Here is a 12,595-nt window from a genome sequence, read left to right as displayed (position 1 = left end):
ATGAAACCGATACTGCCCGCCCTGCTCCTGCTGCTCATCGCCTTACCGGCGCTGGCCGCCGACGTGAACTACCCCCTGGACGCCCCGGCACCGGATGGTCGCCGCCCCGGCGGTACCATCGCCGAGGACCGCCCGGCGCCGCCCCTGGCCAACGACGAGAACAAGGATATCCGCCGCGAACGGGCCTACCCCGAGCAACCGCCAACCATCCCGCACACCATCGCCGGCTACCGCATCGACACCAACAGCAACAAGTGCCTGTCCTGCCATAGCCGCGCCAACAGTGCGCGGGTGCAGGCACCGATGATCAGCATCACCCACTACATGGACCGCGACGGCCAGGTGCTGGCCGCCGTGGCACCGCGCCGGTACTTCTGCGTGCAGTGCCACGTGCCGCAGAAAGACGTGAAACCGCTGGTGGGCAATACCTTCGAGGACATCGACAAGATTCTCCAGCAGGAAGCGGCCGCTGGGAAATCAGCCAGCAACGACGACGGCACATCCACCGGCAACCCCTGAGGAGGCGCCATGAAAGCACTATTCGCCTGGCTCAAGGGTTACTGGGTTGTCCTGCGCCGGCCCAGCGTGCACTACAGCCTGGGCTTCCTCACACTGGCCGGCTTCGTTGCCGGGATCATCTTCTGGGGTGGCTTCAACACTGCGCTGGAAGCCACCAACTCCGAGCAGTTCTGCACGTCCTGCCACGAGATGCGCGACAACGTCTTCGCCGAGCTCAAGGACACCATTCACTACACCAACCGTTCGGGCGTGCGCGCCACCTGCCCGGACTGCCACGTACCGCATAAATGGACCGACAAGATCGCGCGCAAGATGCAGGCATCCAAGGAGGTCTGGGGCAAGATCTTCGGCACCATCAACACGCGGGAGAAGTTCCTCGACCACCGCCGCGAACTGGCCGAGCACGAATGGGCGCGCCTGAAGGCCAACGACTCGCTGGAATGCCGCAACTGCCACAACTTCCAATTCATGGATTTCACCCGCCAGAGCCAGCGCGCCCGGCAGATGCACTCCACCGCCCTGGCCTCGGGCGAGGCCACCTGCATCGACTGCCACAAGGGCATCGCCCACCACCTGCCGGACATGACGGGGGTGAAGGGCTGGCAGTGAGCCTCGCCTGAAACCCGAGCGCGGACGGAGTCCGCTGCTACGAGATTGTTCTGTGCCCAGGTCGGCCCTCACCCTAGCCCTGGCTGCGCGCCCCGCTCAGAGGGAGAGGGGACCGTTCGGGGCAGGAGGAAACCCTAGCGTCAGCCGGCACAGATGGCTCCCTCTCCCTCCGGGAGAGGGTTGGGGTGAGGGGAATGCGCAGGCACGGGCTTGCGCTGCTTCTACGAAACCTGAGACCGCGCAGGATCGGACTCCGTCCGCGATTGACCTTCAGGCGCCGCCAGGCCCAATCCCCGCCACCAACGAAAAGCCCCGGGCAGTGCCGGGGCTTTGCTTGCTCAGAACGTAACCATCAGCCGCCCTTCAGCGCATTGAGAATCTTCTGCCCTGCACGCCCATCTGCCGGCGTCATTCCGCGCTTGTTCTGCTCCTGCTGGATCGCCTTGCGCGTCACATCGCCGATCATGCCGTCGGGCTGGCCGATGTCGTAACCACGCTGGATCAGCAACTCCTGCAGTTCCTTGCGCTGTGCCCGGCTCAGGCCCGGATCATCGGTCGGCCAGGGAGTACGCAGGCCCTGCTCGCCGCGCAAGCGGTCGGACAGCAGGGCGATGGCCAGCGCGTAACTCTCCGCTGCGTTGTAGGAATAGATCGCGTCGTAGTTGCGCAGCACCAGGAAGGCCGGGCCACTGATGCCCGCCGGCAACAGGATGGCAGCCTTGGAGTCGATGCTCGGTATCGGCTTGCCGTCAACGCGCGTCACACCACGGCCGGTCCAATCCGACAGCGCACGGCGCTTGGTACGCCCGGCCAGCGAAGCATCGAAGCCCGCCGGCAGCTTCACCTCGTAGCCCCATGGCTGCCCCTCACGCCAGCCAGCCTTGCGCAGGTAGTTGGCGGTGGACGCCAGGGCGTCAGCGGTGCTGCCCACCAGGTCGCGGTGGCCGTCACCGTCGAAGTCCTCGGCGATACGCGCATAGGTGGAAGGCATGAACTGCGTCTGGCCGAAGGCGCCCGCCCAGGACCCGGTGATGCCGCTGTCGCGGATATCGCCCTGTTGCAGCAGCCTGAGGGTGGCGATGAACTCGCCCTGGAAGAACGACTGGCGACGCCCGTAGCAGGACAGCGTCGACAGCGACACCAGCAGCGGACGCTTGCCGGTGATGCGCCCGTAATCGCTCTCCACACCCCACACGGCGACCACCGTGGCCGGGTCGACCTGATAGCGCGCAGCGACCTTGCGCAGCAGGTCGGCATGTTCGGCCATCCGCGCCTTGCCATCAGCGACGCGCTGGTCGTCCACCAGCCCCGCCAGGTAATCCCAGATCGGCGTGGTGAACTCGGGCTGGGCGTCCAGCAGCGGCAGCACTGTCATGTCCGGCTGCAAGCCTTGGGTGAACTGCGCGAAGCTGGCGGCGCTGACGCCCTTGGCCTGGGCGGCGCCCTGCAGGCGGTTCAGGCAAGAACCGAAATCGTCGCCCGGTGCGGCCTGCGCCAGTGCCGCCGGCAGCAGCAGGGACAAGGCCAGGCAGGCACGACGTGCGGTGGAGGAAGTCTTCATTGGTGTCGAATGCTCAGATCGGTAAAGGTGGCGCGCCCGCCCTCGCTGGCGGGCCCGCGATTGTCCTGCAGGTAGAGCCCTGCCTTGAAATACAGGCCCTGGTAGGCCCATTTCGTGTCCAGTTGCTGGCTGACCTGGCCGTCCTTGACCTGCACGCTCAGCACCCCGCTGCTGGAGACCCCCAGCCGGTAGGTAAAGGTATCGCCCAGGGGGATGCCGTCATAGACGGTGTAGGTCCGCGTGGTGATGTCGTCGGGCCGATCGCGAACCAGCGCCTGTACCCGCGCCTTGTCCAGGCGCTGCTGGTAGACCAGCTTGACCAGCGGCAGGGCCTCGGCGCTGCCGCTGCCGTTGCTGTGGATCTGCCCGATGACCATGCGCCGGCTGGAGGGCACGGACTCCACACGCAGGGTAGCAACCATCAGGTTCTCCGCCAGCGGATAGCGCCAGGTCACCAGGCGGCCGTCGGGTTTGGTCTCGCGCAGCTCGGTACGGGGATATTCGCTGCCGCTGGTATGGGCGCCGTTGACCGGCACCCAGAACTCCACGCCGTCGGCGCTGCGGCGGAAATACGGGCTCTCGTAGTCACGGCCGAGTTTCGCCGTGGAAATGGTCGCGGCCGGGCCGCGTTGGGGAATGGTGAGATTCCAGGTGCTCAGGTCCAACATCGGCCTATCGCTTCGCGGGTCAGGACATGGGCGCAAGGGTAGACGAGGCTGTCAGACTTTTCACTCATACGGCGTTCAATCTTTCGGCCGGCAGCCGCGCCCTTGAGCGGTTGCGTGCAGGCTACACGGGCGTTTTCCGCGCCAGCGGCTATCTTCAATGTTCCCCGCCCAGGAGACTCACCATGCGCCTGTTCACTGCCCTGCTGCTGTTCGCTTTCGCGGCCAACGCTTCCGCTGCGATCAAGACTCAGGAAATTCCCTACGAATCCGCTGACGGCACGAAGATGATCGGTTACTTCGCCTACGACGACGCCAAGTCCGGTATCCGTCCTGGCGTGCTGGTAGTGCACGAATGGTGGGGTCTGAACGACTACGCGAAAAGCCGCGCCCGGCAGCTCGCCGAACTGGGCTACAGCGCACTGGCCATCGACATGTACGGCGAAGGCAAGCACACCGATCACCCCAATGATGCCAAGGCTTTCATGGCCGACGCGCTGAAGAACGCCGATGCAGCCAAGGCACGCTTCCAGGCCGGCCTTGACCTGCTGAAGAAGCAGCCGCAGACCGACCCGAGCAAGATCGCCGCCATCGGCTACTGCTTCGGTGGCAAGGTGGTGCTGGACATGGCCCGTGCCGGGCTGCCACTGGCCGGCGTGGCCAGCTTCCATGGCGTGCTGGCGACCCAGACGCCGGCACAGCCGGGGGCGATCAAGGCGAAAATTCTGGTCGAGCACGGCGCCGCCGATACCCTGGTACCGGCGGAAAGCGTTGCAGCCTTCAAAAGCGAGATGGATAACGCCAAGGCCGACTACAAGCTGGTCATCCAGCCGGGAGCCAAGCACAGCTTCACCAGCCCCGATGCCGACAAGCACAAGGGCCATGGCCTGGACGTGGGTTACGACAAGACCGCCGACCAGAAGTCCTGGGCGGACTTGCAGGCCTTCTTCAAGGAAATCTTCGACGTGAAGCCTGAGGGCGCGTAAAAACGCCGCGCAATAAAAAACGGGAGCCCATTCGGGCTCCCGCACTCAATCAAGTGTAAAGGTCAGAGCCCGCCTTGGCGGCACTCCAACAACAACCTCACCTGCGTCCCCTTGGGAACGCGGTGCGCAGTGTGTCAAAGCTTGTCGGACGAATCCGTACGCCTTTGGTGAAGGTTTGCAAAGGAATGTAAGTGCCGCGTGACTGGTGAGCCACGTTCTGGCGCGGCAGAATGCTCCCATGACCGCCCTCCCCGATTTCTGCACCCCGCTCGACGCCGACTGGCTACTGCCCATTCCACTAGCCGGCTGTGAGCTGCGCAGCACCCGCTTCGACCGCCAGCGCTTGCAGGCCGGGGACTTTGCCCTGAGCCGGGTCGAGGCGCCGGCCAGCATCCAGCGCTCCGTCGCCAAGCGCCAGGCCGAGTACCTCGCCGGGCGAATCTGCGCCCGCGCGGCGTTGCTGGCTGCAGGCTCGGCGGCCTGGGTACCGGGAACGGATGAGGAACGCGCGCCGGTCTGGCCGGTGGGCTTCTGCGGCTCGATCACCCACGGCGACGGCTGGGCGGCGGCCATCGTCGCGCACGACAGCTACTGGCGCGGGCTCGGCCTGGACGTGGAGAACCGCCTGGAAACCGCACGAGCGGAACGGCTGGCCCCAGAAATCCTCACGCCGGATGAACTGGCACGCCTCGATCCGCAGCAGACGGCGCTGCAGGTCACCCTCACCTTTTCCCTCAAGGAGAGCCTGTTCAAGGCACTCTTCCCGCTGGTACGCAAGCGCTTCTATTTTGAACACGCCGAGCTGCTGAGCTGGTCTGCCGGTGGCCATGCGCGCCTGCGCCTGCTCACCGATCTGTCGGAGGAATGGCACCACGGCAAGGAGATCGATGGGCAATTCAGCCTGTTCGATGAACGCCTGCTGAGCCTGGTGGCCATTCCTTCGTCAAAAGCAGCGATCTGACCGCTTCGACTGACAGATACATCTGAAAGTCTTGACTTAAAAGTCAGAATTTGGCGTCATGCACGCTGTCCAGACGTCCCCATACCTCCTTTGATCCTCTGATTTTGCCTTCGGAGAAATCGTCAGCAGGTCTGTCGGTATATAGAATTATATACAGCCAAACGGCAACGTCTGGTTCTTGGGGGCCCCACAAAAAGAAATGACCATCGGAGCAAACGTAATGACCAGAAACACCCTGGCGCTCGCCATTGCGGCCAGCTCGCTCGGCCTCATCGCGCAATCGGCACACGCCGGCGGCTTCATCGAAGACAGCAAGGCCAGCCTGACCCTGCGCAACTTCTACATCAACACCGACAACCGCAACGGGCCCGCCTCGCCCAGCAAGCAGGAAGAATGGGGCCAGGGCTTCATGCTCAATTACTCCTCCGGCTTCACCCAAGGCACCGTGGGCTTCGGCGTCGACGCCCTGGGCCTGCTCGGTGTGCGCCTGGATGGCGGCGGCAAGTCCGGCAAGGCCGGCATCGATCGCCAACCCGGCACCATCTTCCCGCTGGAAAGCGATGGCAGCGCTGTCGACGAATTCAGCAGCCTCGGCATGACCGCCAAGGCGAAGATCTCCAAGACCGAATTCCGCTACGGCACCCTGCAGCCCAAGCTGCCGGTGGTGGTCTACAACGACGCCCGCCTGCTGCCAATGACCTACGAAGGTGGCCAGGTCACCTCCACCGACATCGACAACCTGACCCTGACCGGCGGCCAGCTGACCCACACCAAGGGCCGCAACTCCACCGACTGGCGCAGCATGTCCATCGCCGGCGCCAACGGCAGCTCTGCCAGCTCCCGCGACAGCAACAAGTTCTACTTCGCCGGCGGCGACTACAAGGCGACCAAGAACCTGACCCTGTCTTACTACTACGGCGAGCTGGACAACTTCTACAAGCAGAACTACCTCGGCCTCGTCCATAACTGGGCGATCGGCCCGGGCACGCTGAAATCGGACATCCGCGTCTTCATCAGCGACTCCGACGGCAAGAACGGCAGCGCCTCCGGCCGCGCCGACGGCTACGTCAGCAGTGGCTACTACGGCGGCAACAGCCTCAAGGGCGAAGTCGACAACAACGTCTACAGCGGCATGTTCACCTACGCCCTGGGCGGCCACAGCATCGGCGCCGGCTACCAGACGATGACCGGTGACAGCGACTTCCCCTACCTCAACCGTGGCGACGGCGAAGGCACCAGCACCTACCTGATCTCCGACGCCCAGCTGCTGAAGTTCAACCGTGCCGGTGAGCGCACCTGGATCGGCCGCTATGCCTACGACTTCGCCGACCTCGGCGTACCGGGCCTGACCTTCAGCGTGCTCTACCTGAACGCCGACAACATCGACACCAAGCAAGGCGACAAGGGCGAGTGGGAACGCGATATCGCCCTGGGCTACGTGGTACCCGAAGGCACCTTCAAGGGCCTGGGCCTGGCCTGGAAGAACGCCACCATGCGCAGCGGCCTGCCGGCAGCCACCACTCCGGGCGTGCCCAGCCAGCGCGACCAGGACGAGAACCGCCTGATCGTCAGCTACACCATCCCGCTGCTGTAAGGCGCAGGGTGAATCGAAGAAGGGCGGCCAGTGGCCGCCCTTTTTCTTGCTCGTCATACCGCCCCAAAGCTGCATCTCGCCTGGCACTTGTAGGATGGGTGGAGCGCAGCGATACCCATGCCGTCGGTGCGTTGGAGCGATGGGTATCGCTGCGCTCCACGCCATCCTACGAAAGCCGATACGCGCTGAGCCTACGCCAGCAACGCTACCGACTTGATCTGCGCCCAGACGGCTTGCCCGGTGTGCAGCCCGAGCTGGTCGTGGGAGTAGCGGGTAATCCGCGCCAGCAAGGGCGTACCGGCTACCTCCAGCTTCACCAGCAGGTGGGCCGGGTTATCGGTCGAAACGATCTCGACCACGGTCGCCGGCAGTACGTTGAGGATGCTGCTGTGCGCCGCCGGCTCCAGGCTCAGGCTGACGTCCCGCGCCTGCACCTTGATACGCAACGCCCTGCCCTTGTCCATCGGTGCATGGGCCAGCCGAATGCGCTGCTCGCAGTGCGGCAGCGCCAGGGTAAGCAGACCGTAGTCGGCGTTGTGCTCCAGCACCCGGCCGTCGATGACGACACCGGCGTCTTCCAGGTGGGAGATGGGCAGATCGGTACGCGCCAGGGTTTCCACTACCGGGCCGCTGGCAACGGCCCTGCCCTGGTCCAGTAGCACCAGATGGTCAGCAAGGCGCGCCACTTCGTCAGGCGAGTGACTGACGTAGAGAATCGGGATATCCAGCTCGTCGTGCAGACGCTCCAGGTAAGGCAGGATTTCCGCCTTGCGCTTGAGGTCCAGCGCCGCCAGCGGCTCGTCCATCAGCAGCAGGCGCGGGCTGGTCAGCAGCGCGCGGGCCATGCCGACGCGCTGGCGCTCGCCACCGGAAAGGTGCCCCGGTATGCGCTCCAGCAGATGGCCGATGCCCAGCAGTTCGGTGGCCTGCTTCAGGTCCACGCGGTGCTGGTCTCGCGGCACGCGCTTCATGCCGTAGGTGAGGTTGCGTTTCACCGACAGGTGCTCGAACAGGTTGGCGTCCTGGAACACATAGCCCAGCGCACGCTTGTGCGGGGGCAGGAACACACCCGTGGCGCTGTCCTCCCAGACCTCGCCATTCACCACCAGCCGGCCGACGGGCGCACGCTCCAGGCCTGCCACACAGCGCAGGCAGGTAGTCTTGCCGGAGCCGGAGTGGCCGAACAGCGCAGTCACCCCCTTGCCCGGCAATTGCAGGTCGATGTCCAGGCTGAAGCCCGAGTAGGCGATCTGGAAGCGGGCCTCGATGGCGCGCGCGGAAAGCTCTTGCGGCATGCCCACCTCAGGCCCAGGCCGAACGGCTGCGGCGGCTCGCGTAGAGCGCCAGCAGGACGAAGAAGGAGAAGATCACCATGCCTCCGGCCAGCCAGTGCGCCTGGGCGTACTCCATGGCCTCGACGTGATCGAATATCTGCACCGACACCACGCGGGTCTTGCCCGGGATGTTGCCGCCGATCATCAGCACCACGCCGAACTCGCCCACCGTATGGGCAAAACCGAGGATGCTGGCGGTGATGAAGCCCGGCCGCGCCAGCGGCAGGACCACCGAGAAGAAGGTATCCAGAGGGCTCGCGCGCAACGTCGCGGCGGCCTCCAGCGGTTTGTTGCCGATGGCCTCGAAGGCGTTCTGCAACGGCTGCACCACGAAGGGCAGCGAATAGAACACCGAGCCCACCACGAGCCCGGCGAAGGTGAACGGCAGTCGCCCCAGGCCCAGGCTCTCGGTGGCGTGACCGATGAAACCATGGGGCCCCATGGTGATCAGCAGGTAGAAGCCGATCACCGTCGGCGGCAGCACCAGCGGCAGCGCCACCACCGCCCCCAGCGGACCTTTCAGCCAGGAGCGGGTGCGCGACAGCCACCAGGCGATCGGCGTGCCGATCAGCAGGAGGATCAAGGTGCTCAGGGCGGCCAGCTCAATGGTGAGCCGGATGGCCAGGAAATCCTCCTGCGTGAGGGGCATTGCCTGTTCCTTCAGAGAGTCAGAGTTCGTAACCGTAGGACTTGATCACCGCAGCGGCTTTCGGGCCTTTGAGGTACTCGACCAGGGCCTTGGCGGCGGCGCTGTCCTTGCCCTTGTTGAGAATCACGGCGTCCTGGCGGATCGGGTCATGCAGGTCGGCCGGGACGATCCAGGCAGAACCGCTGGTCACCTTGCCATCCTTGTAGATCTGCGACAACGCCACGAAGCCCAGCTCCGCGTTGCCGGTGGAGACGAACTGGAAGGCCTGGGTGATGTTCTGGCCTTCGACGATCTTGCCGGCCACCTTGTCCTTCAGGCCGAGCTTGTCGATCACCTGGGTAGCCGCCAGGCCGTAGGGCGCGGCTTTCGGGTTGGCGATGGACAGGTGCTTGTAGTCGTTCTTCTTCAGCACATCGCCCTTGGCGTCAACGTAGCCGTCCTTGGCCGACCACAGCGCGAGGGTACCGATGGCGTAAGTGAAGCGCGAGCCGGGGACGATTTCCTTCTCCTGCTCGAGCTTCTTCGGCGTAGTGTCGTCGGCGGCGAGGAAGACCTCGAACGGCGCGCCGTTCTTGATCTGGGTGTAGAACTGACCGGTGGCGCCGTAGGCGGCGACCAGCTTGTGGCCGGTGTCCTTCTCGAAGTCCTTGGCGATCGCCTGGATCGGCGCTGTGAAGTTGGCGGCGACGGCGACCTGCACTTCATCGGCCAGCGCCGAGTGCAGGGTGAAGCAGGAAGCGACCAGCAGGGAAAGACTTGCGAAGCGGTGTTTCATCGTGATGCTCCAGTGGGTTGTTGTTTTCAAAGGTCGAACGGCCGGGACTGGGCTATAACCTCAGTTCAGTCCCGTGATGTGTCCGGCCCGAGGCCGGCCATTGATACGAATCCAGGAGAGTCGGTTCATGAAAGTCAGTGCACGCAACGTGTTCAAGGGCAGCGTCAAGCAACTGCGCAACGGTGCGGTCAACGCGGAAGTCGTGGTCGCCCTGCCCGGCGGCAGCGAGCTGGTGGCGATCGTCACCGAGGAAAGCGTGAAAAGCCTGGGCCTGGACCAGGGCAAGGACGTCATCGCGCTGGTCAAGGCGCCCTGGGTCATGCTGATGACCGAGGCCGAGGACATTCGCCTGTCTGCGCGAAACTGCCTGAGCGGCACGGTGAAATCGGTCACCGATGGCGCGGTGAACGCCGAAGTGGTGCTGGGCCTGCCCGGCGGCACCGAGGTGGTCGCCGTGGTCACCCGCGATGCGGTCAGCGAACTCGGCCTGGCGGCTGGCGTGAAAGCGACTGCAGTGATCAAAGCGTCCCATGTGATCCTCGGTGTTCCTGCCTGAAACCCTGCGCGGGCCTGTCACTGACAGGCCCTGCTGCCCCGCCTTCCCTGCGCTCGTTATAGCAAAAATTACATAACGATACCGGTGACACTGCAATACCTCTAAAGAGGGCCGTTTCAGTCAGGAAAGGTGCAGTGCGGAGCGGCGGGTGCCATCAGCCATGTGATGGCACCGCAGCATTCTGCATTTTTTGACTTCAAGGTCAAATAATGTCTTCAACCTTGGGCGCCTGCCGACGCGGCCACATCAAGGTGAAGCACGCGCCACCCAGCACTTCGCTCCTGGCGATCTGCGCGCGACCACCGTGCCAGTGGATGATCCGCCGCACGATGGAAAGCCCCAGCCCGTGCCCGCCGGTAACCCGCGCGCGACTGTCGTCGGCGCGGAAGAACGGCTGGAACAGTCGATGCCACTGCGCCTCCGGCACGCCGGGGCCATCGTCTTCCACGTCCACCTGGCAGCGATCCACGCTCACTCGGTAACTCACCCGTACCCGCCGCTCGGCATAGCGCAGCGCGTTGGTCATCAGGTTCTGCAGCGCACGGTGCAAATAGCGCGGTTCGGCCTCGATCCAGCTGCCCTGGTCGAACGGCACCAGCGAGCCCGGCTCGCAGGTAACGGTGATTTCCCGGCGCAGCGGGGCGATCTCCGCCACCACCTGCTCCACCAGAGCTCCCAGTTCGATGCGCTGGTAGCTCAGCGCCGGCGAGCCCTGCTCCAGCCGCGCATAGGTGAGCATCTCGTCCACCAGTTGGTCGAGATCCTGGATGTCGCCATCCATGCCTTCCATGTACTTGCGCCGCGCCTTGTCGGTCTCCGCGGACTCGATCATTTCCAGCCCGAAGCGCAGCCGCGCCACCGGCGTGCGCAGCTCGTGGGATACCGCGCGGACCAGCTCGCGCTGTACCGTCAGCAATAAATGCAGTTGCTCGGCCATGTGGTTGAAGGCCCCGGCAAGGCGCCCCACCGAGTCCGCGCCGCGCACTTCCACGCGGGTATCCAGGCTGCCGCGGGCAATGCGCGTGGCGGCGGATTCGAGGCCGCGCAGGCGCTGCTCCAGGCCGCTGATCAACAGGTAGAGCGTCAGGCCAATCAAGGTCAGCGCCACCACCACGATGATCGTCAGCAACTGCGGCGGATAAGGGTTCATCTGGTAGATCGGCCCCAGCTCCAGCACCCAGGGTGTGTCGAGGATGCCCGAAAGCACGCGGATGGAATCGCCGCCCTTGCCCAGCGCCATCACCGTATCGCCCTCCTCCACCCGGCGGCTCTGGTCGTCGTCGAGGTCGACCTCCTTCAGGCGCAGCAGGTGCACCTCGAAGCCGAAGCGCTTGTCGCGGACGATACGTGCCAGGTGATAGGGCTGCTCGCTGGCCGGGTAGCGCTTGAGTTCGTCCATCAGCAAATAGATGGTGGCGCGCGCCAGCTGCTCGCTGACCTGCTCCACCTCGCCGGTGAGGATCAGCCCTTCCGCCGCACTCACCTGGGTCATCACCTTCACTTCGTGGGGCGCGCCGGCCTGCACCAGCACCTGGTCGTTCATCAGCCGCGCCCGGCTGCGTCCTTCCATGCCCAACGCATCCAGGCTGGTGAGCTTGAGCGGAATACCCAGCAGGCGACTCCACTGGCTCAGCGCACGCTTGCGATCCACTTCGCTCATGGGCAGCAGCTCGTCCGCCATCAAGCGGAAGGTGCCGCGCGCCAGGTCCTCGCGGTAACGCTCGCCGCGAACGTCGTTGACCAGGTGCAGGGTCAGCACTGCCAGCGCGGCAACCGCCACCAGGGTCAGCAGCATGCCGCCGTAGATACGCAGGAAGATGGATTTCATGGCCGGGACTCTGCCGCCGGGTTGAGCAACCCGTAGTTATCCAGGCTTAGGAACACGCCGTCCTTCACCTCGCACTCGCGGCGCCGGCCTTCCAGCGTGAACCCCTGGCGCAGCAACAAACGGCCGCTGGCAAGGTTCTCCGACTCCACCTCGGCCTCGATGCGGTGCACGTTCATGTCGCGGAAGGCGTGGCGGAAGATCAGCGGCAGGCATTCTCCCATCACGCCCTGCCCCCAATGCTCGGGCAGCAGCCAGTAACCCAGCTCCAGACGACGGTGCTCCTGCTGCCAGTTGTTGAAGCCGCAGCCGCCGATAATGTCCTCGGGCGCCTCCGGCCGGCAGATCGCCCACCAGATTCCGCTGCTCTCCCTATGGATGCGCTCGAACCACTCCATTTGCTCGCGGGTGGCTTCCAGTGTCGCGTAGGAGACGCCGTAGTAGCGGATCACCTCGGGATGCGACAGCGCGCGAAATACCGCCGCCTGGTCGGCATCGGTGAAGGCGCGCAGGCGGAAGCGCTCGCCGTGCAGCTCGGGGAACGGTGGCACGGCGCTCACG

At 64.9% G+C, this 12,595-nt stretch carries 13 protein-coding genes; 6 read left to right on the top strand and 7 right to left on the bottom strand.

Annotation, left to right across the window (positions count from 1 at the left end):
• Positions 1-519 carry a nitrate reductase cytochrome c-type subunit gene (locus ACKI1H_RS14280; protein ID WP_138526078.1) on the top strand — a complete coding sequence of 173 codons (519 nt, stop codon included), beginning with the start codon at positions 1-3 and terminating at the stop codon, positions 517-519.
• 9 nt (positions 520-528) lie between these two features.
• Positions 529-1,128, top strand: a complete 600-nt coding sequence (locus ACKI1H_RS14275) for a cytochrome c3 family protein (RefSeq protein ID WP_138526079.1) — start codon at positions 529-531, stop codon at positions 1,126-1,128.
• 352 nt (positions 1,129-1,480) lie between these two features.
• Here ACKI1H_RS14275 and ACKI1H_RS14270 read toward each other — a convergent pair whose 3' ends face one another.
• Positions 1,481-2,689 carry a lytic murein transglycosylase gene (locus tag ACKI1H_RS14270; RefSeq protein ID WP_440468668.1) on the bottom strand — a complete coding sequence of 403 codons (1,209 nt, stop codon included), beginning with the start codon at positions 2,687-2,689 and terminating at the stop codon, positions 1,481-1,483.
• Positions 2,686-3,357, bottom strand: coding sequence for a polysaccharide lyase family 7 protein (locus tag ACKI1H_RS14265; RefSeq protein WP_440468667.1), 672 nt, complete (start codon positions 3,355-3,357; stop codon positions 2,686-2,688). The genes ACKI1H_RS14270 and ACKI1H_RS14265 overlap by 4 nt, the downstream gene beginning before the upstream one ends.
• A gap of 182 nt (positions 3,358-3,539) precedes the next feature.
• On the opposite strand from ACKI1H_RS14265, the gene ACKI1H_RS14260 reads away from it, so the two are divergent.
• The 3 genes from ACKI1H_RS14260 to ACKI1H_RS14250 all read left to right on the top strand — a co-directional run bounded on the left by ACKI1H_RS14260 (position 3,540) and on the right by ACKI1H_RS14250 (position 6,895).
• A complete protein-coding gene (locus ACKI1H_RS14260; protein WP_138526082.1) occupies positions 3,540-4,340 on the top strand; it encodes a dienelactone hydrolase family protein in 801 nt (266 codons plus the stop codon).
• A 238-nt stretch (positions 4,341-4,578) separates the two neighbouring features.
• Positions 4,579-5,301 carry a 4'-phosphopantetheinyl transferase family protein gene (locus ACKI1H_RS14255; RefSeq protein WP_440468666.1) on the top strand — a complete coding sequence of 241 codons (723 nt, stop codon included), beginning with the start codon at positions 4,579-4,581 and terminating at the stop codon, positions 5,299-5,301.
• Positions 5,302-5,521: 220 nt separating this feature from the next.
• Positions 5,522-6,895, top strand: coding sequence for an OprD family porin (locus ACKI1H_RS14250; protein ID WP_138526084.1), 1,374 nt, complete (start codon positions 5,522-5,524; stop codon positions 6,893-6,895).
• A gap of 191 nt (positions 6,896-7,086) precedes the next feature.
• Here the strand turns inward: ACKI1H_RS14250 and modC are convergent, their stop codons facing one another.
• Genes modC through modA form a run of 3 tightly spaced genes read right to left on the bottom strand, consistent with a single transcriptional unit; the run spans position 7,087 to position 9,653 of the window.
• Positions 7,087-8,190 carry a molybdenum ABC transporter ATP-binding protein gene (gene modC, locus ACKI1H_RS14245; RefSeq protein ID WP_440468665.1) on the bottom strand — a complete coding sequence of 368 codons (1,104 nt, stop codon included), beginning with the start codon at positions 8,188-8,190 and terminating at the stop codon, positions 7,087-7,089.
• 7 nt (positions 8,191-8,197) lie between these two features.
• On the bottom strand, positions 8,198-8,878 hold the full coding sequence (gene modB, locus ACKI1H_RS14240; protein WP_138526086.1) for a molybdate ABC transporter permease subunit: 681 nt from the start codon (positions 8,876-8,878) through the stop codon (positions 8,198-8,200).
• A 19-nt stretch (positions 8,879-8,897) separates the two neighbouring features.
• Positions 8,898-9,653 carry a molybdate ABC transporter substrate-binding protein gene (gene modA / locus ACKI1H_RS14235; RefSeq protein ID WP_440468664.1) on the bottom strand — a complete coding sequence of 252 codons (756 nt, stop codon included), beginning with the start codon at positions 9,651-9,653 and terminating at the stop codon, positions 8,898-8,900.
• Positions 9,654-9,780: 127 nt separating this feature from the next.
• On the opposite strand from modA, the gene ACKI1H_RS14230 reads away from it, so the two are divergent.
• On the top strand, positions 9,781-10,209 hold the full coding sequence (locus tag ACKI1H_RS14230) for a TOBE domain-containing protein (RefSeq protein ID WP_440468663.1): 429 nt from the start codon (positions 9,781-9,783) through the stop codon (positions 10,207-10,209).
• Between the two features lie 202 nt (positions 10,210-10,411).
• On the opposite strand, the gene ACKI1H_RS14225 is transcribed toward ACKI1H_RS14230, so the two are convergent.
• Together ACKI1H_RS14225 and ACKI1H_RS14220 are read right to left on the bottom strand one after the other, a co-directional pair.
• Positions 10,412-12,037, bottom strand: a complete 1,626-nt coding sequence (locus ACKI1H_RS14225; protein WP_440468662.1) for an ATP-binding protein — start codon at positions 12,035-12,037, stop codon at positions 10,412-10,414.
• Complete coding sequence (locus ACKI1H_RS14220) at positions 12,034-12,594, bottom strand: GNAT family N-acetyltransferase (RefSeq protein ID WP_440468661.1); 561 nt, start codon at positions 12,592-12,594, stop codon at positions 12,034-12,036. The genes ACKI1H_RS14225 and ACKI1H_RS14220 overlap by 4 nt, the downstream gene beginning before the upstream one ends.
• Between the last annotated feature and the right edge of the window lies 1 nt (position 12,595).

This window comes from Pseudomonas sp. YH-1 (assembly GCF_051990045.1).
GTDB lineage: Bacteria > Pseudomonadota > Gammaproteobacteria > Pseudomonadales > Pseudomonadaceae > Pseudomonas > Pseudomonas nicosulfuronedens.
The sequence above is the reverse complement of the archived record's forward strand: the minus strand, read 5'-3'. Positions and strand labels throughout refer to the sequence as shown.